The sequence below is a fragment of the Streptomyces sp. WAC06614 genome (genome assembly GCF_003949795.1).
Lineage (GTDB): Bacteria > Actinomycetota > Actinomycetes > Streptomycetales > Streptomycetaceae > Streptomyces.
This window is the reverse complement of record NZ_RPRY01000004.1, coordinates 34,605-57,746: the sequence shown is the minus strand read 5'-3', so window position 1 is coordinate 57,746 and position 23,142 is coordinate 34,605. Positions and strand designations below refer to the sequence as shown.

Sequence of the window (23,142 nt, the reverse complement as noted above, 5' to 3'; positions counted from 1 at the left end):
CCCGGCCGCGGAAGGACCCCCGGCCGGGGACGACCGGGTGAACCTGGCCGCGGCCAGGTGTGGTGAAAGGTTTCGGCAGAAAGGCGCGCTCCTACGCTCCCTCGGGGATGCCAACCGGACCGGCATCACGACGTGGAAGAACGGACACCCTCATGCGCCTTCGCACCACCGCGGCCGCCTTCGCCGGGGCCCTCGCACTCGTCCTGCCCACCGCCGCCCAGGCGATGGCCGACGGCGACGGCTTCAACTACACCGTCGTCGACAAGGACGGCAAGGAGCAGGCCGCGCAGCTGCGGCAGTTCGAGAACGACCGCTGCCTCCAGCTCCAGCACGCCTCCGCCACCGCCCCGGCCGTGGCGGTGGCCAACGACACCGACGCCGTCGCGCTGCTCTTCGACAACCCCGGTTGCGAGGGTGAGCCGCGTGCGGTGGCCGGCCCGGGCGAGCGGCACGACGACGTCAACGCCGTCGCGGTCGTCTTCGAGGCGGACCGCAAGGAGGCCGCCGAGCCCGGCATCGCGCCCGACACCTCCCGCCCGGCCGACGAGCAGGACCAGGCCGAGGCCCCCGCCGACCCGGCCATGGAGGAGTCGGCCGACATGGTCGACGCGTCCGACCGGCAGGAGGAGGAGGCGGACGTGTTCGCCACCATCTTCCGCGCCATCGACTGACGTAGGTCTTCGGCCGGCGCACGCCGCAGGCCGGCATGGAACAGGGCCGCCCGGGGAGGGTCACTCCCCGGGCGGCCCCGCGTCATGCCGCCGGTAACCGCGTCACGCTGCTAGAACGTGAGCTTCCAGCTGTTGATGTAGCCGGTGTCGGCCGCGTACACGTCCTTCACCCGCAGCTTCCACACACCGTTGGCGACCTCGGAGGAGGCGTTGACGGTGTAGGTGGCCACCACGTTGTCGGCGGAGTCCGAGGCGGAGGAGTTCTTCAGCCGGTAGGCCGACCCGTCGGGGGCGACCAGGTCGATCTGGAGGTCACCGCGGTAGGTGTGGACGATGTTGACGTCCACCTTCAGGGTGCTCGGCGCGTTGCCGGAACGGGTCACCGTGATCGGGGACTCGGCCTGGCCGCTGTCCGGGATCTGGTAGTCGTTCGTGTTCTCGAAGACGTTCGGCTGCGTGGTGCCGACGGTCCAGGTGAACGACGCCGTACCGGTCTGGTTGGCCGAGTCGCGGACGGTCACGGTCACGTTGTACGTGCCCGCGGTGTTCGCGGTGCCGGTGATCAGACCCGTGGAGGAGTTGATCGACAGCCCGGTCGGCAGACCGGTGGCCGAGTAGGTCAGGGCACCCGGGTTGGTGCTGCTGGCCTGGATCTGGAGGTTCACGGCGCTGCCGGTGACCGTGTTCTGGTTGCCGGGGCTGGTGACCGTGACGCCCTGGACCACGCGCGGGCCGACGTTGATGGCCGCCCAGGCGTTGGCGGCGTTGTTGTACGTCACCGAGCCCTGGCCGTAGAGGTCGGCCGCGGCCTGGAGGGTCGCCGTACGGGCGGCCGCGTAGTTGGTGTTCGACTTGAAGTAGCCGACGGTCAGGGCGCGGAACCAGATCTTCGCGGCGGCGTCCCGGCCGATGGCGGTGACGGGCAGGCCGTCCGAGGTCGGCGAGTCGTAGCTCACGCCGTTGATGACCTTGGCGCCGGAGCCCTCGGAGGCCAGGTAGAACCAGTGGTTGGCCGGGCCCGAGGAGTAGTGGACGTCGATGCCGCCGAGGCCGGAGTACCAGGCGTCCTTGGAGGAGCCGTCCTTGCTCGGCTTGTCCATGTAGCGCAGCGGGGTGCCGTCGCCGTTGATGTCGATCTTCTCGCCGACGAGGTAGTCACCGACGTCCTGGGGGCTGTTCGCCCAGAACTCGACCGCGGCGGCCATGATGTCGGAGGTGGCCTCGTTCAGACCGCCGGGCTCACCGCTGTACGTCATGTTGCCGGTGACCGAGGTCAGACCGTGGGTCATCTCGTGCGCGGCGACGTCGATCGAGGTGAGCGGCTTGTTGTTGCCCGAGCCGTCACCGTAGGTCATGCAGAAGCAGGAGTCGTCCCAGAACGCGTTGACGTAGGCGTTGCCGTAGTGGACCCGGGAGTACGGGGCCACACCGTCGTTGCGCAGGCCGTTGCGGCCGTGCACGTTCTTGTAGTAGTCCCAGGTGAGCTGGGCACCGTAGGCGGCGTCGGCGCCGGCGGTCTCCGCGTTGGCGGGGCTGCCGTTGCCCCAGATGTCGTCCGGGCCGCTGAACAGCGTGCCGGTGCCGGACGAACCGTGGTTGAGGTTGTACGTCTTGTGCCCGCCCCGCCCGGCGTCGGTCAGGTTGTAGGTGCTGCCCGACTGCGTGGAGCCGATGGTCACCTGGCCGCTGTACTGGGTGTTGCCGGTGCCCGTCTGCACGGACTGCCACTGGGTGATCTTCGCGCCGGTCCGGGCGTTCGTGATCACGTGCAGCTTGCTCGGGGTGCCGTCGTCCTGGAGCCCGCCGACCACGGTCTCGTAGGCGAGGACCGGCGTGCCCTCGGCGGCCCAGATCACCTTGCGGGCGCCCTGCTGGGCCTTGGACTCCTTGGAGCCCTCGGCGGAGGCGGCGCCGACCGCCTGGTTCTCGGCCGCGGCCGGGGTGACGGAGGCGTCGGTGGTGTCCACCTTGATGTCGGCCTGCGTCGCCTTGGTCACGCTGCGGGTCACGCCGTCCTTGGCGTGCACGGTGAGGTCACCGCCCAGCACGGGCAGACCGGCGTAGGTCCGCTCGTACGTGGTGTGGGTGGTGCCGTCGGCGTCCTTGACCACGTCGCGGACGACCAGCTTCTCCTGGTCGCCGAGCCCGAGCGCACGAGCCGCCTGCGCCGTCGTGGAGTTGGCCTCGGTGAGGAGCGTCGCACGCTCCGAGGGGCTGAGCTTGTACGGGGCGGCACCCGGGTTCGAACGGGCGGCCGCGGGGGCCTGGGACGCGGTGGCGTCGGCCGCGGCGGTACCGCCCTGGACACCTACGGCGAGCAGTGCGGCCGCGGCGATGAGTGCGCCGGCCGCGGTGGCACGCCGCTGGGGGGTGGGACTCAACGCAGACTCCTTCTGCAGGGGGGTTCCGGTCGGCTGGGTAGGCCGCCGGGCAGAACAGGGCTGTGCGCAGTGCGGATCGAACAGTGCCAGCTCCGGCGTGCAATGTCAGGGCCGCGTCAAATGATTGGCCGGATTTGGTTCGTTGTCCGATCAGACGCGTCCGCTATACGGACTCTTCACCTTCGTGTGGCAGGGGCGTGCAGGGGTCGCGGGAGCGGCGGCGGGAGCGCCGGGTGCCGGTTGCTAACGCTTGGGCAACGCGAGACTTCGTTCGGGCAAACCGTGCTGAACGAACGGACGTTTGTCGTACTGTTTCCCGGTGCGTCGGACGCCCGTCGCCAGGGGAAGCCACGGGCAGGCGCCACTGACCTATGACCAGGTGCCAGGGGGGCTCATGAGGCATGTCCGTTTTCCTGCGCAAAGCGTGGCCGGAGGGGCCATCCGCGGGACCGGGCTGCTGTGCCGGCTCGGCGACAAGGCCCGCTGGTACCTGCCGGCGGCGCTCGTCGCCGACCTCGTCGGCGCAGGCGTTCCGGTCGGACTCGTCTTCGGGGCAGCTCAGCAGGCGCACCCCTGGTCCTGCGCGGCCGGCGCCGCCGTCGCCTGGCTCGGCGTGCAGGCGGTGCGCCACCGCTACGACCGCCGGGCCCTCGGGGAGTCCCGGGGCGTCCTGCCCGTGCTCCACGACTGGCTGATTCTGATCGGTGTCCTGGCCGTGGCCCGCGCCGCCACCGGCGAGAGCACGCCCCGGCTGGCCGCCCTCGGCGCGCTCGTGCCCGCGCTGCTGGTCACGCTGGCCGTGCGGAAGCTGACCTACCGCCACCTGTCGGCGGCCCGGCGCGAGGCACAGGCGGTCAGCCGGGTGCTGGTGATCGGCGAACCGGGAGCGGCCGAGGAGGTCATCGGCCACCTGGCCGCCCGTACCGACCACCCGTACGTCGTCGTCGGCGTCGTCCCGGTCGGCCCCGGCACCCTCGACAGCGGGGTGCCCGTCGCCGCCCGGCTCGACGCCGCGGGTCCCGAGGTCCCCTCGGGGGACTGCGCGGCCGTGCTCGGCGCGGTCCGCAGCCACCACGCCGACCTGGTGCTCGTCGCACCGGGCGCCCGGTTCGCGGGGGAGCGGCTGCGCCGGGTCGCCTGGGCCCTGCACGACGCCGGACGGGAACTGGCCGTCTTCCCCGGCCTGGTGGACGTCTCGGTCAAGCGGCTGGAGACCCTCTCGGCCGGCGGGCTCGCCGTGCTGCGCGTGGCGCCCCCGGTGCGCCGGGGCCTCCAGCCCGTGCTCAAGTCGGTGCTGGACCGCACCGGGGCCGCGGCCGGCATCGTGCTGCTCTCCCCGCTCCTGCTGGGCCTGGCCCTCACGATCCGGCTGGGCTCGCGCGGCCCCGCCTTCTACCGGCAGCGCCGGATCGGCCGGGACGGGCAGCCGTTCGTCATGTGGAAGTTCCGCACCATGGTGGTCGACGCCGACCGGCGCAAGGCCGAGCTGGCCGGTGCCAACGAGCACGACGGCCTGATGTTCAAGATGCGCCGCGACCCGCGCGTCACCCGGGTCGGCCGCCTGCTGCGCCGCACCTCGCTGGACGAACTGCCGCAGCTCTTCAACGTCCTGGCCGGGGACATGTCCCTGGTCGGCCCGCGCCCGCCGCTGCCGGAGGAGGTGGCCCAGTACGACGAGGTCGCCCTGCGCCGGCTGACCGTACGGCCGGGGATGACGGGCCTGTGGCAGATCAGCGGACGCTCGGACCTGTCCTGGGACGAAACGATTCAGCTGGACCTGAGCTACGTCGACAACTGGTCCTTCACCAGCGATGTCGACGTCGTGGCCCGTACGTTCCGCGCCGTCGTGGACGGGCGCGGAGCGTACTAGGGAGCACGGTCAGGTGGGTTCAGCTCTGCCCGGCACGCTGGTCCAGCCACCAGCGGTAGGTGGCCGCGATGCCGTCGCGCAGCGGTACCGCGGGCTTCCAGCCCAGCGACGTCAGCCGGGTCACGTCCAGCAGCTTGCGCGGGGTGCCGTCCGGCTTGCCGGTGTCCCAGGCGAGCCGGCCGCGGAAGCCGGTGACCTCGGCCACCGTCTCGGCCAGTTCCCGGATGGTCAGGTCCTCGCCGCAGCCGATGTTCACCGGCTCGTCGCCGTCGTAGCCGGCGAGCAGCACCGCACAGGCCGACGCCAGGTCGTCCACGTGCAGGAACTCCCGGCGCGGGGTGCCGCTGCCCCACAGGGTCACTTCCTCGCGGCCCTCGGCCGCCGCCTCGTGGAAGCGGCGGATCAGGGCCGGCAGGACGTGCGAGGTCTCCAGGTCGAAGTTGTCGCCGGGACCGTAGAGATTGGTGGGCATCGCCGAGATGTACGAGGCGCCGTACTGCTTGCGGTACGACTGGACCTGGACGATGCCGGCGATCTTGGCGAGCGCGTACGCCTCGTTGGTCGGCTCCAGCGGACCGGTCAGCAGCGCGTCCTCGGTGATGGGCTGCGGCGCGTGCTTGGGGTAGATGCAGGAGGAGCCGAGGAACAGCAGCCGGGCCACCCCGGCGGCGTGCGCCCCCGCGACGACGCTGAGCTGGATCCGGAGGTTGTCCTCCAGGAACTGCACCGGGTAGGTGCTGTTGGCCATGATCCCGCCGACCTTGGCGGCGGCCAGCACCACCGCGTCGGGCCGGACGTCCGCCAGGTACGCCGCGGTCGCGGCGGCGTCCCGCAGGTCGAGCTCCGCGCGGCCCCGGGTCAGCACCTCGTGTCCGTCGGCGGTGAGCCGGCGCACGACCGCCGACCCGACGAGGCCACGGTGGCCGGCCACGAAGATCCGGGCACGCGGGGGCAGGAGCTCATTCGGATTCGTCATACCGGCGATGATGCCAAACCGCCGCGGCGGCCGCGGGGGAGGACCGCGCTTCCGGGCCACCGGCGGCCCGGCCGCGCGGGCGCCGCCCGCGCCGCGCACCCCGGCCACCCCGGAACGGACGTACCGGGGAACGCGCGTACGATGCGGGAACCCGTCCGCTCCGGTCGGGCCCGGCCCCGACCCGGCCGGGTGTCACGGCGTCGGCCGCCGCGTCGGGCCGGACCGGCAGGACCCCCTGCCAGGGCATGGCGCACCACCGTTCCACCGACCAGCAACGACCATCAGGGGGACCCCATGGGCAAGACCGCACTCATCACCGGAGTCACCGGACAGGACGGCTCCTACCTCGCCGAGCTCCTGCTCTCCAAGGGCTACACGGTGCACGGGCTCGTGCGGCGCTCGTCCAGCTTCAACACCGAGCGGATCGACCACGTCTACCAGGACCCCCAGACCGTCGACCGGTCCTTCGTGCTGCACCACGCCGACCTCTCCGACGGCGTCGCCCTGGTCAACCTGCTGCGCGACATCCGCCCCGACGAGGTCTACAACCTCGGCGCCCAGTCCCATGTCCGCGTCTCCTTCGACGCCCCCCTCTACACGGGCGACGTGACCGGCCTCGGCGCGCTGCGGCTGCTGGAGGCCATCAAGGCCAGCGGGGTGGACACCCGGATCTACCAGGCCTCCTCCTCGGAGATGTTCGGCGCGACGCCGCCGCCGCAGAACGAGCAGACGCCCTTCCACCCGCGCAGCCCCTACGGCGCGGCCAAGGTCTTCGCCTACTGGGCCACGGTCAACTACCGCGAGGCCTACGACATGTTCGCGGTCAACGGCATCCTCTTCAACCACGAGTCCCCGCGCCGCGGCGAGACCTTCGTGACCCGCAAGATCACCCGTGCCGTCGCCCGCATCAAGGCCGGCCTCCAGGACAAGCTCTACCTCGGCAACCTCGACGCCGTGCGCGACTGGGGCTACGCCCCCGAGTACGTGGACGCCATGTGGCGCATGCTCCAGCAGGACGAGCCCACCGACTACGTGGTCGCCACCGGGGTCGCCGCCACCGTGCGGGAGTTCGTCGAGGCCTCCTTCGGGCACGCCGGGCTCGACTGGACCGAGCACGTGCGGTACGACGCCAAGTACGAGCGCCCCAGCGAGGTCGACGCCCTCATCGGTGACAGCAGCAAGGCGCAGGAGCTGCTCGGCTGGAAGCCGACGGTCCTGGTCGACGAACTGGCCCGGATCATGACCGACGCCGACATCCGGCAGGTCGAGGACCAGCTCGCCGGAGCCTCGGTGCGCATCGATCGCTAGGCCGTATATTTTCCCTGCGATGTGCCATGTCCCGGTCATCCCACTCGGGCGCGACCGGGGCAAACCGCACCATTGTGCAAGGCTGTTCGGAGAATTCCAGCCATTCGAACCGGGCGATGCCCTGGGGGGTTCATGCGTAGATCCAGAGGGCTGACTGCTGCCCTCGTCCTGTCCGTGGCGGGCGCCGGCGCCGGCCTCGGAGTCGTGCTGATGCCGCAGGCGTCCGCGCTCACGCCGCCGGTGGCGTTCACCGCCGACTCCCTGCCGACCTGGCAGCCCGACGGGATCGTCTGGGCACTGGCCCAGACGGGCGGCACCGTCTTCGCCGGTGGCACCTTCTCGAACGTCCGCCCGCCGGAGGGCGGCGCCGGCACCGGGCAGGAAGCGGTGAACTTCGTGGCGCTGGACGCCGCGACGGGTGCCCCCACGGACTGCAAGCTGTCCTTCACCATCGGCGAGGGCACCGCCACCGTGCGCGCCCTGGCCGTCTCCAAGGACCAGAAGACCCTCTACGCGGGCGGCTACTTCGGCGCCGTCAACGGCACCCCGGTCAGCAGCGTCGCCGCGATCGACATCGCCAGCTGCACCCCGAAGGCGGACTTCCACCCCGGCTTCCCCGCCACCGTCCGCGGCCTCGCCGTCACCGGTGACACGCTCTACGCGGCCGGCGACTTCAACGCCGTCGACGGCCAGACCCGCGAGCGCTTCGCCGCGGTCGACGCCGCCACCGGCGCCGTCAGGCCGTTCGTGGCCAACGCCGACGAGCCCGGCCGGGCCGTCGAGGTCACCCCGGACGGCAAGAACGTCCTGCTGGGCGGCGACTTCTTCACCGTCAACGGCTCCGACACCCACGCCCTCGCGGTCGTGGACGCGGCCACCGGCGCCCTGAAGAAGAGCTACACCACCATCCCCTCGAACTCGGTCGTCAAGGACATCGCCACCGACGCCACCGGCTTCTACACCGCCAACGAGGGCTCGGGCGGCGGCGTCTTCGACGGCCGCATCGGCCTGAACCTCACCGACTTCACCGAGAAGTGGCGCGACCGCTGCCTGGGCGCCACCCAGTCCGTGCTGCCGTACGACGGAGTCCTCTACAGCTCCTCGCACGCCCACGACTGCTCCACCGAGCTGGAGTTCGGCGACGGCCGCCGCCACCACCTGCTGGCCCAGCCCACCGACCACAAGGGCGCCGCCCCGGCACCGGTGGACGGCTTCGTGCGCGGCCCGGGCAAGCTCGGCTGGCTGCCCGACACCAACGACGGCCTCGGCGAGGGCATCGGCCCGCGCGTGATGGAGGTCGCCGAGAAGGACGGCGCGAAGTACCTCTGGGTCGGCGGTGAGTTCACCACCGTCAACGGCGCCCCGCAGCAGGCCCTGACCCGCTTCGCCTCCACCGGCGACGTCGGCGCCCCGACCACCCCGTCCGTGAGCGCCGCCAGCGTCAAGCCCGGCGAGGTCCAGGTCCGCTGGCGCACCAGCCTCGACCTCGACGACAGCAAGCTGACGTACAAGGTCTACCGCAACGGCGCGGCCACCCCGGTGGCCACCGTCGAGGCGGAGTCCCTGGACTGGCAGCGCCCGCAGGCCTCCTGGACGGACACCACCGTCAAGGCCGGCCAGTCGTACACCTACCGGGTGACCGCGACCGACGGGGCCGGCAACACCAGCGCCCTGTCCGCGACGGCCTCGGTGACCGTGCCGACCACCGTGCAGGCGTACGCCCAGCAGGTCCGTACCGACGGCGCCCAGCTCTACTGGCGCTACGACGACGCCACCAGCCCGTACGTCGCCGACTCCTCGGCCGGCAACACCAGCGGCGTCCAGATCAACACCCCGGCCCTGCGCCAGACCCCCGGCGCCGTCACCGGCTCCAGCACCGCGATGGGCTTCAACGGCAGCAACCAGCAGGTGCACAGCGACCGCCGGCAGACCGTCGGCAGCAGCTACACCCTGGAGACCTGGTTCAGGACCAGCACCACCCGCGGCGGCAAGCTGATCGGGTTCGGTGACAACACCACCCGCAACAGCGTCTCGTACGACAAGCAGATCTACATGACCAACACCGGCCGTCTCGCCTTCGGCGTGTACAGCGGCGGGTTCAAGGTCGTCACCACCGGTCTGTTCGACACGTACAACGACAACAAGTGGCACCACGTCGTCGCCACCCAGGGCCCGTCCGGCATGGCGCTCTACGTCGACGGCCAGAAGAAGGACAGCTCCAACGTCACCGGTTCCGCGTCCTACGCCGGCTACTGGCACGTCGGCGGCGACACCCTGGCCAACTGGCCGAACCGCCCGACCAGCAGCTTCTTCGCCGGCCAGCTCGACGAGACCGCCGTCTACCCGACGGCCCTCACCCAGGCACAGGTCCAGAACCACTTCACCCTGGCCAAGGCCCCCGTCGACACGGTCACCGAGGTGAACGCGACCGAGGACACCTACATCAACCAGGGTGCCCCCGCCACCGCGTACGGCACGTCCTCCTCGCTCGCGGTGCGCGGCACCTCGGCGTACGAGACGTACCTGCGCTTCAGCCTCCCGGCGGCCCCCGCCGGTCAGGTCCTGAAGTCGGCCTCGCTGCAGGTCAAGACCACCACCCAGGCGGGCGCCGGCACGGCCGACACCGTCACCGTGGTCCCGGTCACCGGCACCTGGAGCGGCGCGGGCACGACGTTCAACACCAAGCCCACCCTGGGCACGACCGCGCTCGGTTCGCTCGCGGGCGTCCCGGACGGCTCGGCGGTCCACACCGTCGACCTGGACACCGCCGCCCTCTCCGCGGCGCTGGGCACCAGCTACAGCATGGCGCTGACCAGCACGGGCACCGACCCGCTGTGGCTGTGGTCGTCCGAGGCCTCCGCGGCGGAGGGCACTCCGCAGCTGGTCCTCACGTTCGGCCAGAAGTAGCCCCCCGGGGGTGCCGGGCGGGGCGCGTCGCTCCCCGCCCGGCACCCGCCGGCCCCGCAACCCCCGTACCCGTCCCCTGGGAGCCCGTGATGTACCGACGCCCGGCGACCGCCGCCGTCCTGCTGGCCGCCGCCCTGACCCTGAGCGCGTGCAGCAGCTCGGGCAAGGAGGGCAACGGGACGGGCGGCACGGCCCAGGCCAAGCCGCCGGCCGCGTCGGCCGCCCCGGACCCGGCGGACACCACGCCCGCGCCGAGCACCGCGCCCGACGCCGGGCCCACCGGGCCGGTGCTGCCGGACGCCAAGCTCACCCCGCGGACGGGCAGCTTCAAGGACAACGAGAAGAAGTACCTCAGCGGGCGCGTACCGGAGCAGATGGACCCCGCCGCGGTCCTGCAGGCCGGCCAGGAGTCCTGCGAACGGATCCGGCGCACGGCCAAGCGGGACAAGGACGCGGCGACCGCGGCCATCGTCTCCGGCGAGATCAAGGGCGCCAAGGACGCGGTCACCTACCTGTGCCCCGAGCAGAAGCCGCTGCTGGACGTGGCCGCGAAGGGCTTCGGCGACGGCGTCCGCACGACCCCGGCCCCGGGCACGTACCGGGCGCTGACCCAGAGCACCGCCTGCACCTGGCAGGCCCGCGGCAAGGACGGCGCGATCCTGGCCTCCGGCCCGGAGACCCCGCCGCAGCAGGGCACCCGCATCACCGCCACCGTTCCCTCGGGGACGACGGAGTTCCAGTCGAACGGGTGCTACGCCTGGATCCCGGCGTAACGGGACGCAGCCGGCGGGCGTCGGCGCCGGCCGGTCACGCGCCGGCCGTCAGGCGCCGTCGGTCAGTCGGCCGTAGACGGTGAGGAGCGCGTCGACCACCGCGTCCATCGCGTACGCCTCCGCGGCCAGCTTCCGGGCCGCCACCGACGCGGCCCGGTTCGCGTCCTCGTCCAGCAGCTCCAGCACCCCTGCGGCCACCCCGGCCGGGCCCGGCTCCACGACCCGCCCGGCGCCCGACCCGGCCACGGCACGGGCCAGCCCGTTGGACCGGGTGACCACCACCGGAACACCCACCGCCAGCGCCTCCAGCACCGACATCGGGAACGGCTCGTCCACCGAGGGCAGCACGTACACGTGCGCCCGGCGCAGCTCGGCCTGCACCTGCTCGCTCGTCAACGCCCCCGGCACGGTCAGCCGGTCGGCCAGCCGCAGGGTGTCCACCTCGTGCGCGACCGCCCCGGACTCGCCCTCGTCCGGTCCCGCCAGGACGTACCGGGCCTCCGGGAACCGCTGCCGCACCAGGGACGCGGCACGGACGAAGTCCACCGGCCGCTTACGGGCCTGCAACCGGGCCGAGTACAGGATCCGCGGCGGCCCGGCCGGCGCCGGGCGCTCCTCCTGCGCGGGGACCCCGTTGACCAGGTGCACGGTGTTGGCCAGCGGCTCGCCTCCCACGACCGCGTCCAGCCCGGCCTTCTCGTGCGGCGTCAGGTACAGCACCGCCCCCGCCCCGCGCAGCAGCCGGCGCACCGCCACCGCGTCGAGCACCTTGGCCAGCGCCTTCCCGCTCGGGTCGACCATGCCGTGGGTCTGGAGCACCAGCGGCTTGCCGGCGCGCAGCGCCGCCAGCGCCACCGGGAGCGTCACCAGGTCGCGGGCCAGATGGACGTGCACCAGGTCGGCGCCGCGCACCAGCCGGCCCGCGGTGGCCAGCAGGGTGGGCGAGGTCATCCCGCTGAAGCCCAGCGGGAGCAGCCGGCGGGCCGGGAAGAGCCGGGCGGGCACCCCCTCGACCTCGGTGGGCCAGGGGTCCCCGAAGCCCTCGCCGAGCGCCAGCAGCGACGCCTCGTGGCCCCGCCCGCGCAGGCCCGTGGCCAGGTTCAGCGCCACCCGCACCGGCCCGCCGAAGGCATGGCTGGTGGAGTGCAGGGTGACGGCGTGCAGGACCTTCACTTCGGCTCCTCCACGGGCCGGCGGGTGCCGTCGGCGGTCTGCAGGGTGAGTTCGGGCAGGTCCCGGTGGACGACCGCGCCGGCGCCGACCACGGCGTGCCGGCCCACGGTGACCCCGGCCAGCACGGTGGACCGTACGGCCACCCAGGCGCCGTCCTCGACGGTGATCGGGGCGTTGCGGTAGCGGAAGTCGGCGGCCCGGTGGTCGTGCGAGCCGGTGCACAGCAGCGCCTCCTGCGACACGCACACGTGCGATCCGATCGTCACCGGCTCCAGGTTCAGCAGCCAGGCGCCCTCGCCGATCCAGGTGTGGTCGCCGACCGTCAGCTTCCACGGCCACAGCACGCGCACCCGGTGCCGGATCAGCACCCCTTCGCCGATCTGCGCGCCGAAGGCCCGCAGCAGGGCCACCCGCACCCGGGCCGGGCAGAACCAGGCCATGAACAGCAGGTTCAGCACGGCGAACCACAGCGCCTGGGTCAGCAGGCCGCGACCCTTGTCGTAGCCGGCCAGCGTGAAGGCGGGAAGATCACGCACCGAGCACCCCCTCGCGTCCACCCCGTCGGCGGCGCCTCCCCCGGCGCCGTGGGCCCAGACTAGACTGCGCGCGGACGACGCACAGGGGTGGGGGCTGGAGTGGCAACGGACGTACGCGGCCCACGGACCGACCCCGCGCGGCGGCGCCCCCCGGGAGCACTCCTGCCGCAGGAGGACGAGTCCCTGTGGGGCCGCGTCACCTCCCCGCGCACCCTGCTGTCCCGGGCCCTGTCGGTCCCGCTGGCATTGGGCTTCACCGTCTTCCTCCCGCTGGTCGTCGCCGTCCAGCCGGGCGCCGGTGCGCACGACGCGCCGTTCTGGCTCCAGTTGGCCCTGACGATGTACGCGGGCGCGCGGCTGTCGGCGATGGTGCTGACCAGCCGGCGCAAGCTCCTCCAGGGCTCCTTCTGGCTGTTCGTCTACATGGCCATGGGCGTGGCCCCGCTCGCCCAGGCCGTCCTCGGCCAGGTCCCGACCCCGGTGGTCGGGCCGCGCTCCGACCTCACCTGGGCGATCGCGCTGGTGCTGCTCGGCTGCGGCGCGTTCGACATCGGCGTCCTGCTGGCCCGGCACCGCCCCGCGGGCCGCGCGGGCGGCCCGCCCGCGGAGCCCAGGCCACTGATGACGCACCGGCGCCGGCTGTACCTCCTGACGGCGCTGGCCTTCGTGGCGAGCGGGGCCTTCATCGCCAAACTGGGCGGCCCCGCGGTCTTCTTCAGCAGCCGCCAGGAGATCATCGCCGGCATCCAGGACGCCGGCGTCTCCAACGGCGACGGCCAGGCCGGCCAGGCGTTCCTGCGCGGCTTCGGCACCGTCCCGGCCCTGCTGGCCCTGCTGCTGTACACGCGCTGGCTGGTGACGTCCACGTACGCCCGCCGCAAGCCGTCGGTGATCCTGACGTGGGGCGCGCTGGCGCTGCTCAACCTGATCGTCAACAACCCCGTCTCGAACCCCCGCTACTGGTTCCTGACGGTGCTGTTCTCGCTGCTGTTCGCGGTCTTCCCGGTGAGCGCGGCCATGTACCGCGTGGCGCTGTCGATGGCGGTGGTGGTCGCCCTGCTGGTCTTCCCGTTCGCGGACCGGTTCCGCTACGACGAGAAGAACTACAAGCCGATGGAGACCACGTCGTTCCTGGAGCCGATGGCCCTCAAGGACTACGACCAGATCGGCATGTTCGCCAACACCATCACCTACGTGGAGTCCGGCGCGGGCCACTCCTACGGCCGCCAGCTGGCCGGCTCGGTCCTCTTCGCGGTGCCCCGCGCGGTGTGGCCGGACAAGCCGAAGGACACGGGCGTGATGATCGGTGAGTGGATGGGCACGGTCAACACCAACCTGTCCTCGCCGATCTGGGCCGAGCTGTGGATCGACTTCGGCCCCCTGGGCATGGGCGCGGGCCTGCTGGCCCTGGGCTACGCCTCGGCCCGCGTCGACCGCCGCTACGCCGTACGCGCCACCCGCCGCACCCCACCGGGCAGCCTGATCTCGGTGGTGGTCCCCCTGGTGGCGGGCTACTCCTTCATCCTCCTGCGAGGCCCGCTCCTCCAGGCCTCGGGCCGCGTGGCCATCGCCGCCCTGTGCCTGGCCCTGATCACCACCCACCGCGCGGACGCGGGGGCGAGGCTGCGCTAGTGGGCCCCGCCGCGGGTCTCCACGTGCAGCAGCATCCGCTTGAGCAGGGCCGAGAGGTGGGCGGTCTCGGTGGGGTCGAAGGGGGTCAGCATCGCGTTCTCGGCGAGGCCGCGCAGGCGCATCGCGGCCGACCAGCGGGCGTGGCCCTCGGCGGTCAGTTCGACGTCGACGCGACGCCGGTCCTCGGCCGCGCGCAGTCGGCGGACCAGCCCGGAGGCCTCCAGGGTGTCGAGGCGGCCGGTCATGCCGGCCGGGGAGAGCAGGAGCTCGGCGGCGAGTTCGGACGGGGTGGCCCGCCAGGGGGTGCCGCGGGCGGCCAGGCGGTGCAGGGTCTCGAACTCGAAGAGCTGCAGACCCGTCTCGGCCAGGGCCTGCTCCTTGACCTGGAGGACGTGCTTGGCGAGGAGCTGGATCCGGGTGATGACCTCTTCGGTGGGCACGTCGAAGGGCGCCTTGCCGTGCCAGCGGGCGATGTGCCGGTCGACCGAGTCCTCTGTGCCGTCGCTGTCCGCTGCCATGGAGGCATTATCGCCGTCGGCGGAGTAATTCGTTGACGAATGATTCGGTGCCGAAATATCTTGCCCTCATGCCACCCCTCGTCCGACGGCTGCTCGCCGGCCGTTCCTGCGCCGCGCTCGCCAGCGCGCTGATCCCCACCACCCTCACCCTCGCCGTGGTCCGTACCGGCTCCGCCACGGACCTCGGCCTGGTCCTCGCGTGCGAGCTGCTGCCGCTGCTGCTCCTGCTGCCGGTGGCGGGCGTGGTCGCCGACCGGTTCCCGGCCCGCCGGGTGGTGCTCGCCGCCGACCTGGTCCGGGCCGCCGCCCAGCTCGCCACCGGCGTCCTGCTGCTGACCGGGCCGGTCCGGGTGGCGGAACTGGCCGCGCTGGCCGCCGTGACCGGGGCCGCCGTGGCCTTCGGTACGGCCTCCGCCCGGACCCTGGTGGTCAGCGTCGTCCCGGCCGCGGACCTCCTCAAGGTCAACGCCCGGCTCGGGGTGGCCCAGGGGATCGCCCAGTTCGCCGGGCCGGCTGCGGCGGGTGCGCTGATGCTCGGCCTGGGCGCCGGCTGGTCCTCGGTACTGACGGCCGGGCTGTTCGTGGCCTCCGCGTTCACCCTCGGCGGTCTGTCGCCTCGTACCGCCGCCGACCGGCCCGGCGCGCGGCCCGACGAACGGCCCGCCGCCCGCCCGGGGTTCCTCGCCGAGCTGCGGGCCGGCTGGGCCGAGACCCGGCGGCACCCCTGGTTCCTCGCCAACGTGGCCGCGCACGGCGTCTGGCACCTCGCCGCCGGGTTCCTGCTCACGCTGGGCCCGCTGATCGCCGTGGAGAGCCTGGGCGGCGAACGGTCCTGGGTGGTGGTCGCCCAGACCGGCACCGCCGGACTGCTCGCCGGGGTGTGGGCGGCCGGCCGGCTGCCCCTGCGCCGCCCGCTCCTCGGGGTCGCCCTCGGCGCCGCCGCCCTGGCCCTGCCGCTGACCGCCTTCGCGCTGCGGCTGCCGCTGGCCGTGACCGCAGGCGCGTACTTCTGCGCCATGTTCGGGCTGGGCGTGCTCAGCCCGCTGTGGGAGACCGCGTTGCAGCGCCGGGTTCCGGTGGAGGCGCTCGGGCGGGTCGGCGCCTTCGACACCCTCATCTCCTTCGCCGCCCGCCCGCTGGGCCTGGCCGTGGCGGCCCCGCTCGCCGCCGCGACCGGGACGGCCGCGCCGCTGCTGGCGGGGGCCGTGCTCACGGCCGTCGCCAATCTCGCCGTCCTGCTGCTCCCGGACGTCCGGGCGTACGCCCGTACGGATCCGGAACGTACGCACGCCCCGGCCCTGCGATGATGTGACCCTCACAGGACCGAGGGGGGCGCATGGCGAGTGTCGGGACCGCGCTGCGGGAGCTGCGCGGGGCACAGAAGTCCGCGAAGGGCGTCTCGCTCTACTCGCGCTTCGTCAACCGCCCGGCCGGGCGCTATCTCGCCGCCGGCTCCTACGCGCTCGGCCTGAGCCCCAACCAGGTCACCCTGGTCAGCGCCGCCTTCAGCTTCGCCGCCCTCGCCGCGGTCGCCCTCGTCGCCCCCTCCTGGGGCCTGGGCCTCGCGGTGTGGGCGGCGCTCGCGGTCGGCTTCGCCTTCGACTCCGCCGACGGCCAGCTCGCCCGGCTGCGCGGGGGCGGCAGCGCGGCCGGCGAATGGCTCGACCACGTGGTGGACGCCGCCAAGCTGACCGCCCTGCACACCTGCGTGCTGATCGCCTTCCACCGGTTCCCCGAGGCGTACGGCACCGGCTCCGACGGCTGGCTGCTGGTACCGCTCGGCTTCCAGTTCGCCGCCGTGGTCACCTTCTTCGGCGGGCTGCTGACGGAGAAGCTCAAGCCCCGGCCGGCCCCGGGCACCCCGGCCGAGGCGCCGTCCACGCTGCGCGCGGTGGCTCTGCTGCCGGTGGACTACGGCGTGTTCTGCCTGGTGTTCCTGCTGCTCGGCGGCGGGGAGCTGTTCCGGTGGGCGTACGCCGCGCTGGGCGCGGTGGCCGGGCTGTTCCTGCTGGCCTTCCTCACCAAGTGGTTCCGGGAGCTCAGCGCCGTTCGGCGGTGACGGCGGCCTGCTCGGGGAGCGTGGGCTGGGCGAGCGCGTCCAGCGCCCGGCGCAGCTGGGTGCTGGAGGTGTGCACCGTGTACGGGAAGTAGACGACGTCCACGCCGACGGCGGCGAAGTCCGCCTCCAGCTTGTCGCCCTTGGCGGTGCCCCGCCAGTCGTCGCCCTTGAACAGGACGTCGAAGCGGACCTGCCGCCAGGTCTCCACCTTGTCGGGAACGGTCTCCACGAAGGCGGCGTCGACGTACTTGACGCTACGGACGATCTCCAGCCGCTCCACCAGCGGAATCATCGGGCGCCGCCCCTTGGCCCGCTCCGCCATCTCGTCGGATACGACCCCCGCGACCAGATAGTCGCACTGGCTGCGGGCGTGCCGAAGGATGTTCAGATGCCCGATATGGAACAGGTCGTAGGCACCCGGTGCGTATCCGACGCGGTACGGCTTACGCGCGGGCGCGCCGTGGGCGGACATGTCGTGCTCCGTCATCTCTTACCCCCCAGCAGCCGCACTCCCCAGTGCGGCGGATTAGCAGACAATAGCGCGCGCGTTCCGGGGTGCGCGGGTGAACGATTAGGGTGAGCAGCGCATCATCCAGGGGGAAGGGGACGTTCAGTGTCCATTTCCGGTCACCGGCGCCTGCTGCTGGTTTCCACCAACTACGCGCCCGAGCACGCCGGAATCGGTCCGTACGCCACGCAGATCGCCGAGCACTGGGCCCGGCTCGGCCACGACACCCATGTGTTCGCGGGCATGCCGCACTACCCGTCGTGGTCGCTGGAACCGGAGTACCGGGGGGCGCTACGGCGTACCGAGGAGCGCGCGGGCGTCACCGTGCACCGGCGCGCGCACACCGTGCCGGCGCGTCAGACCGCCGTGAAGCGCGCCCTGTTCGAAGGATCGATTCTGCTGCACGGCGCCGTGGCCCCGCCGCGGATGCCCCGGCCGGACGCGGTCCTCGCCCAGATGCCGAGCCTGGCCGGCGGGGTGCTCGCCGCCCGGCTCGCCGCCCGCTGGAAGGTGCCGTTCGTCCCCGTCGTCCAGGACCTGATGGGCGCCGCCGCCGCGCAGAGCGGGATCAGTGGCGGCGACAAGGCGGCCGCCGTCGCCGGGCGGGCCGAGGCGTACGCGCTCAAGCGGGCCACGCTGGTCGGCGTCATCCACGAGACCTTCGTGGACCGGGTCGTGGGCATGGGCGTCGACCCGGCGAAGATCCGGCTCGTGCCCAACTGGTCCCACGTGCCCTCGCCCACCAAGCCGCGCGGCGAGACCCGGCGCCACCTGGGCTGGGCGCCCGGGCAGACCGTCGTGCTGCACTCCGGCAACATGGGGCTCAAGCAGGGCCTGGAGGTGCTGGTCGGCGCGGCCCGGCGGGACCCGGACGTACGGTTCGTGCTCATGGGCGACGGCAGCCAGCGGGCGGCGCTCGCCGAGATGTCGGCCGACGTGCCGAACCTGGACATCATCCCCCCTGCCGCCGACGGAGACTTCCCGGATATCCTCGCCGCGGCGGACGTGCTCGCCGTCACGCAGCACGCGGCTGTGCTGGACATGAGCGTGCCGTCGAAACTCACCTCCTACTTCGCGGCCGGCCGGCCCGTCGTCGCCTCCGTCGCGGCGCAGGGCGGCACCGCCCAGGAGGTGGAGCGTTCGGGCGCCGGGGTGCTCGTACCGCCGGAGGACCCCGAGGCCCTGCTGAAGGCCGTACGGGCGCTGGCCGAGGACCCCGAGGGCGCGGACGCGCTCGGCGCGGCCGGACCCCGCCACGTCGCGGCCCACCTCAGCCGTGACGCGGGCCTGGCCCGTATCGACGCACTCATCGACGAAGCACTGGGGGTTCACCGGCCGTGAGCGAGACGCACCGCCCCGCGGCGGTCCCCGGCGAGGACGAACCCGACCTCCTGCGGGACCAGTTCCGCCAGCTCCTGCGCTACCGCAAGCTCATCGGGGCGGGCATCGGCATCGGCCTGCTGGGCGGGGTGTACCTGGGCATATCCACCGCCGACACCTACGTCGCCACCGCCGACGTGGTGCTGCGTACCCCGACCGACGACCCGTTCAACCCGTCGATCGCCGCCGACAAGACGGTGAACATCGGCTCCGAACGCCAGACGGCACTGAGCAGTTCGGTCGCCGCCGAGGCCGCCAAGAAGCTCGGCGTGCCCGCCTCCGGCGTGGCCGGGCTGCGCAGCGGGCTGCAGGTGACCAACCCGCCGCAGTCGATGGTGCTGCGCTTCACCTACACCGCGTCCACCCCGAAGACGGCCGCCACCCGCGCCAACGCCATGACCGAGGCGTACCTCAAGCAGCGCCAGGCCGCGCTCCAGGACACCCGCGACACCATGGTCAAGGGGTACAAGGACCAGCGCGACCCGCTGGCCAAGCAGCTCGACGACCTGGTCAAGCAGATCGCGGCCCTGCCCGCCGGGCCCAGCCGCGACACCGCGTACACCACCAAGACCGACCTCCAGAACAAGGTCAACACCCTCAACGCCAACCTCGCCCGGCTCGAAGCGCTGGACATGACCCCGGGCCGGATCACCACCACCGCGACCCCGCCCACCGCGGGCGACGGCCCGGGCCTGCCCATGTCGCTGGCGCTCGGCGCGGCCGTCGGCCTCGCCCTGGGCCTGCTCGCCGCCTGGGTCCGGCTCGTCTTCGACCCGGCCCCGCGCTCCGACGGCGACGTCTCGCGCGCGCTGCGCGCGCCGGTGCTGGGCACCCTGCCGCGCGACCGGACCGGCGGCGGACCGCTGCTGGCCGCCGGCGAGGCCGATCCGCGGCTTGCCGAGGAGTACCGCTCGGTGGCCTTCCGGCTGGCCTACGACTCCCGCTTCGCCGACCGGCGCCGGCTGCTCGTCGTCGCCCCGCGCGGCAGCAGCGCCACCGCCGCCGCGGTGGCCGTGAACCTGGCCGCCTCCTTCGCCGAGACCGGCAAGGACGTGCTGCTCATCGAGGCCGACCTGCGCACACCGGTGCTGGCCAGCCAGCTGCCGACCGACACCGGGGCCCGGCCCCGCTGGAGCCAGATGCCCACCGGGACCGGCGGGCACACCACGGGCACCGAGGCCGAATGGCCCGACGGACGCCAGCTCGTGGTGGACGCCGGCGAGTCCGGCACCTTCGACCTGGTCCCGGGCGGCCGCGTCCGCAACGTCCCGCGCGCCCTGACCTCGCCGCGCGCCACCCGGCTGGTCTCCGAGGCCGACTCCCCGGGCTCGACGGTGATCGTGCTCGCCCCGCCGGTGCTCTCGTACGCCGACGCGCTGGCGCTCGTCGACCGGGTCGACGGGGTCCTGGTCGTCTGCGACCCGCGCGCCGTCCACCGCACCGACCTGGCCCGGATCCGCGAGCTGATCAGCGGGGCCGGCGGCACGGTGCTCGGCGCGGTGCTCCACGGCCCGGTACCGGAGGACAAGCGGGCCGGCCGGCCGGGCCGGCGCGGCTCCACGGCCGAGGCGCAGCCCGCACCGGACGGGCCGCTGCCCGGGCCGGAGGCCGGCGCCCTCGCGGGCGAGGCCACCGACACGGTGGCGCTGCGCACGGTCCGCTCGGGCCAGAGGTGAGCCGGCGCGGACTCGCCGCCGCCGCCTCCGTCCTGGACCAGGCCGCCACCAGCGCCACCAACATCCTGGTGCTGGTGCTGGCGGCCCGGCTGTCGACCGTGTCGGGGTTCGGCGCGTTCTCGATGGTCTACGTGACCTTCACCGTGCTGCTCGGGCTGAACATGGCCTACGTCGGCCAGACCCTGGTGCTGGAAAGCGGCGAACGGCTCGGCGCCGAGTGCCGCTCGGCGCTGGCCTTCACCGCGGCGGCGTCCGCGGCGGTGGGCGCCGCGCTGGCCGGCACGGGCGCGGTCCTGTCCGGCGCCACCGGCTGGGCGTTCGCCGCCCTGGGGCTGGTCCTGCCGGTGGCCCTGCTCCAGGACGGGCTGCGGTACTGCTTCTCGGCGTTGCGGACCCCGCAGCGGGCGCTGGCGGCGGACGCCCTGCGGCTGGTGTGCGTGGTCGCCGCCCTCGCCGTCCAGCCCACGGGCACCTCGCCCGCCCGACTGGTCCTGGCCTGGGGCCTGTCGGCCCTGCCGGCGCTGGCCCTCGGCCTGTGGCTGCTGCGCCCGTACGTGCGCGACGCGCGCGCCTCGCTGACCCCGTACCTGCGGCGCGGCCACCTGGGCCGGCGCTTCGTGGTCGAGTTCGCGGTGGGCAACGGCTCCAGCCAGCTCGCCGTGCTGGGACTCGGCGTCTTCGCGACCCCGCTGGCGGTGGGTGCCCTGCGCGGCGCCACCACCCTGTTCGGCCCACTGAACGTCCTGTTCAACTCGGCGAACTCCTTCGGCCCGCCGTTCCTGTCCCGGCTCGGCGACAAGCGGGCGACCGTACGCGCCACGGCCGCGCTGGGCGCCGCCCTGGCAGCGGTGGCCGCGCTCTGGGCGACCGTGCTGCACCTGCTGCCGGCCCGGTACGGGCGGATGCTGCTCGGCGACACCTGGGACGCGGCGGCGTCCCTCCTGCCGGCGACCGGGGCCCAGTACGCGGTGATGGCCCTGGGCACCTGCGCCCTGCTGACCCTGCGCGTCCTGGCCCCGAGGTCGACCCTCTCCCTCCAGATCACCTACTCCCTCCTCTCGGTCGCCCTCCTCCTGGCCGGCTACGCCACCGCCGGCGCCGCCGGCGCCGCCTGGGGCCTGGCCGCCGGCTCCGCCCTCAAGGCCACGGCCGCCTGGCTCCGCGTCCACCGCACCCGGCCCGGCGTCCCGACACCGGCCTGAGGGGACCCGCGGGCCGGTAGGGACCGCACCGCGGCACTCATTGCGGCACGGCATGGGTGGCCGGTTCGCTCGGGCAGAGCAGCATGAAGGCCAGGGCCCGGCCACGGCAGCCCCCGGCTATATTTCCTGCGTGGACGAGGATCACGGTCAACTCCTGGCGGGCCGCTACCGGTTGAGCCGAATGCTCGGCCGAGGTGGCATGGGCGCCGTCTGGCAGGCCCACGATGAGCAGCTGGGGCGGGACGTCGCTGTCAAGGAGTTGCGGCTGCCCGAGCGCCTGGGCGAGGCCGAGCGGCAGAACTGGATCGCCCGGCTCGACCGCGAGGCGCGCGCCGCCGCACGACTGAAGCATCCGGGGATCATCACCGTTCATGACCGGATATCGGGCCTCGATGGGCGGCCCTGGATCATCATGGAGCTGGTGAACGGCGGGTCCCTGGCCGATCTCATCGAGGTACAGGGGGCGCTCACGCCCCAGCGGGCGGTGGATGTCGGGCGGCAAGTGGCGGCTGCGCTCGGTGCCGCGCACCGGATGGGGATCACCCATCGGGACATCAAGCCCGCCAACATCCTCCTTGAGGGGGACCGGGTCGTCCTGACCGACTTCGGGATCGCCGCACTTGAGGGGGACGCCACCCTCACCGCCACCGGCATGATCATGGGGACGCCCGCGTTCATGGCGCCCGAGCAGGTCCGTGGTCTGCCCGCGACGGCCGAGTCGGATCTGTGGTCGTTGGGCGCGACGCTGTACGCGGCCGTGGAGGGCCGCCCGCCATTCGCGGGAACTGCCCCCAGCGCGGTGTTGGTCGCAGTCGTGACGGAGGAACCGGCCCCGGCGGTGCGGGCGGGCGCGCTCGGTCCCGTACTCGACCGATTGCTGCACAAGGATCCCGCCCAGCGCCTGACCATGGAGCAGCTGCAGCACCAGTTGAGCCAGGTCTCCCTCACGGCTACCCCTGCCGAGGCAGGCCCCGTTGCGTTCCGCACCCCCACCATGCCGGCGCGGAGCCCCGCTGTGCAGCAGCCGGCATCGCAGACCACCGCCAGGCCGGGGCCCGTACGGCGCCGACGTTTCCCACCGTGGGCCAAGCTGGGCACGATGACACTGGTGATCGGGCTGGTCACGTATGCCGGGTACTTCCTCGACAAGCGGGCCGACGAGAAATCGTACGAGGCCAACCGGAGAGTGGCCGACGCCCTGACCGGCCCCACGGGCTTTTCCCGGGGGACCACGACCCGCATCGACCAGGACCGGGTACAGGTGACGTACACGTGGCCCGACCCGTGCGTCGATCATTGCGCCGACCAGGTGTCCCTGGTCGAAGAGTGGATGAGCAAGCAGGCGGGCGTAGCGCGGGTCGATGCCCTCGGTGCCGAATTCGGCGGCTGCCTCGACGACGAGCACGGCTGCCCGATGCTGGTCGAGCAGGTGCCGTCCTACAAAGACCCGACCCTTCAGGGCGCCGTACTCCAGACGGAGGGCGGCCGGCTCCATTTCAGGGTCGACGTGGGCCGGTAGCCGCCGGCCGCGCGCCCCCACGCGGCAGATGACGTACCGCGCCGCGGAGTACG

The 23,142-nt window shown here is 73.2% G+C and carries 18 protein-coding genes; 12 read left to right on the top strand and 6 right to left on the bottom strand.

The window, feature by feature from the left end; genetic code table 11:
• Positions 1-152: 152 nt before the first annotated feature.
• On the top strand, positions 153-671 hold the full coding sequence (locus EF918_RS01205) for a hypothetical protein (protein ID WP_125639108.1): 519 nt from the start codon (positions 153-155) through the stop codon (positions 669-671).
• A gap of 110 nt (positions 672-781) precedes the next feature.
• Here EF918_RS01205 and EF918_RS01200 read toward each other — a convergent pair whose 3' ends face one another.
• Positions 782-3,052 (bottom strand): M4 family metallopeptidase, encoded by a 2,271-nt coding sequence (locus EF918_RS01200; RefSeq protein ID WP_125639105.1) that lies wholly within the window; start codon positions 3,050-3,052, stop codon positions 782-784.
• Positions 3,053-3,446: 394 nt separating this feature from the next.
• Here EF918_RS01200 and EF918_RS01195 point away from each other — a divergent pair, with 394 nt between their 5' ends.
• On the top strand, positions 3,447-4,922 hold the full coding sequence (locus EF918_RS01195; RefSeq protein ID WP_125639102.1) for a sugar transferase: 1,476 nt from the start codon (positions 3,447-3,449) through the stop codon (positions 4,920-4,922).
• Positions 4,923-4,941: 19 nt separating this feature from the next.
• Here the strand turns inward: EF918_RS01195 and EF918_RS01190 are convergent, their stop codons facing one another.
• A complete protein-coding gene (locus tag EF918_RS01190; RefSeq protein ID WP_125639097.1) occupies positions 4,942-5,898 on the bottom strand; it encodes a GDP-L-fucose synthase in 957 nt (318 codons plus the stop codon).
• A 294-nt stretch (positions 5,899-6,192) separates the two neighbouring features.
• On the opposite strand from EF918_RS01190, the gene gmd reads away from it, so the two are divergent.
• From gmd to EF918_RS01175, 3 genes are all read left to right on the top strand, one after another.
• Positions 6,193-7,206, top strand: coding sequence for a GDP-mannose 4,6-dehydratase (gene gmd / locus EF918_RS01185; RefSeq protein ID WP_125639095.1), 1,014 nt, complete (start codon positions 6,193-6,195; stop codon positions 7,204-7,206).
• A gap of 132 nt (positions 7,207-7,338) precedes the next feature.
• On the top strand, positions 7,339-10,113 hold the full coding sequence (locus EF918_RS01180) for a DNRLRE domain-containing protein (protein WP_125639092.1): 2,775 nt from the start codon (positions 7,339-7,341) through the stop codon (positions 10,111-10,113).
• Between the two features lie 89 nt (positions 10,114-10,202).
• Positions 10,203-10,886: a hypothetical protein gene (locus EF918_RS01175; RefSeq protein ID WP_125639088.1), complete on the top strand. Its 684-nt coding sequence runs from the start codon at positions 10,203-10,205 to the stop codon at positions 10,884-10,886.
• A 48-nt stretch (positions 10,887-10,934) separates the two neighbouring features.
• Here the strand turns inward: EF918_RS01175 and EF918_RS01170 are convergent, their stop codons facing one another.
• Both EF918_RS01170 and EF918_RS01165 read right to left on the bottom strand, forming a co-directional pair.
• Positions 10,935-12,059 carry a glycosyltransferase gene (locus EF918_RS01170; protein WP_125639085.1) on the bottom strand — a complete coding sequence of 375 codons (1,125 nt, stop codon included), beginning with the start codon at positions 12,057-12,059 and terminating at the stop codon, positions 10,935-10,937.
• On the bottom strand, positions 12,056-12,595 hold the full coding sequence (locus EF918_RS01165; RefSeq protein ID WP_125639083.1) for a WcaF family extracellular polysaccharide biosynthesis acetyltransferase: 540 nt from the start codon (positions 12,593-12,595) through the stop codon (positions 12,056-12,058). Before EF918_RS01165 ends, EF918_RS01170 begins: the two co-directional genes overlap by 4 nt.
• Before the next feature lie 162 nt (positions 12,596-12,757).
• On the opposite strand from EF918_RS01165, the gene EF918_RS01160 reads away from it, so the two are divergent.
• On the top strand, positions 12,758-14,227 hold the full coding sequence (locus tag EF918_RS01160) for a hypothetical protein (protein ID WP_260609685.1): 1,470 nt from the start codon (positions 12,758-12,760) through the stop codon (positions 14,225-14,227).
• Here EF918_RS01160 and EF918_RS01155 read toward each other — a convergent pair.
• A complete protein-coding gene (locus EF918_RS01155) occupies positions 14,224-14,745 on the bottom strand; it encodes a MarR family winged helix-turn-helix transcriptional regulator (RefSeq protein WP_125639080.1) in 522 nt (173 codons plus the stop codon). The two genes, EF918_RS01160 and EF918_RS01155, sit on opposite strands and share 4 nt — an antisense overlap.
• A gap of 68 nt (positions 14,746-14,813) precedes the next feature.
• Here EF918_RS01155 and EF918_RS01150 point away from each other — a divergent pair, with 68 nt between their 5' ends.
• Positions 14,814-16,052 carry an MFS transporter gene (locus EF918_RS01150; protein ID WP_125639077.1) on the top strand — a complete coding sequence of 413 codons (1,239 nt, stop codon included), beginning with the start codon at positions 14,814-14,816 and terminating at the stop codon, positions 16,050-16,052.
• A gap of 29 nt (positions 16,053-16,081) precedes the next feature.
• Positions 16,082-16,804, top strand: a complete 723-nt coding sequence (locus EF918_RS01145; protein WP_125639074.1) for a CDP-alcohol phosphatidyltransferase family protein — start codon at positions 16,082-16,084, stop codon at positions 16,802-16,804.
• Here the strand turns inward: EF918_RS01145 and EF918_RS01140 are convergent.
• On the bottom strand, positions 16,785-17,291 hold the full coding sequence (locus tag EF918_RS01140) for an adenylyltransferase/cytidyltransferase family protein (RefSeq protein WP_260609683.1): 507 nt from the start codon (positions 17,289-17,291) through the stop codon (positions 16,785-16,787). The two genes, EF918_RS01145 and EF918_RS01140, sit on opposite strands and share 20 nt — an antisense overlap.
• A gap of 156 nt (positions 17,292-17,447) precedes the next feature.
• Here EF918_RS01140 and EF918_RS01135 point away from each other — a divergent pair, with 156 nt between their 5' ends.
• The 4 genes from EF918_RS01135 (at position 17,448) to EF918_RS01120 (ending at position 23,089) form a co-directional block, all read left to right on the top strand.
• Positions 17,448-18,653, top strand: a complete 1,206-nt coding sequence (locus EF918_RS01135; protein WP_125639130.1) for a glycosyltransferase family 4 protein — start codon at positions 17,448-17,450, stop codon at positions 18,651-18,653.
• A complete protein-coding gene (locus EF918_RS01130; protein WP_125639070.1) occupies positions 18,650-20,368 on the top strand; it encodes a lipopolysaccharide biosynthesis protein in 1,719 nt (572 codons plus the stop codon). The genes EF918_RS01135 and EF918_RS01130 overlap by 4 nt, the downstream gene beginning before the upstream one ends.
• Positions 20,365-21,570 carry a hypothetical protein gene (locus EF918_RS01125; RefSeq protein ID WP_125639067.1) on the top strand — a complete coding sequence of 402 codons (1,206 nt, stop codon included), beginning with the start codon at positions 20,365-20,367 and terminating at the stop codon, positions 21,568-21,570. Before EF918_RS01130 ends, EF918_RS01125 begins: the two co-directional genes overlap by 4 nt.
• 130 nt (positions 21,571-21,700) lie before the next feature.
• Positions 21,701-23,089 (top strand): serine/threonine-protein kinase, encoded by a 1,389-nt coding sequence (locus EF918_RS01120; RefSeq protein ID WP_260609682.1) that lies wholly within the window; start codon positions 21,701-21,703, stop codon positions 23,087-23,089.
• The last annotated feature ends 53 nt before the right edge of the window (positions 23,090-23,142 follow it).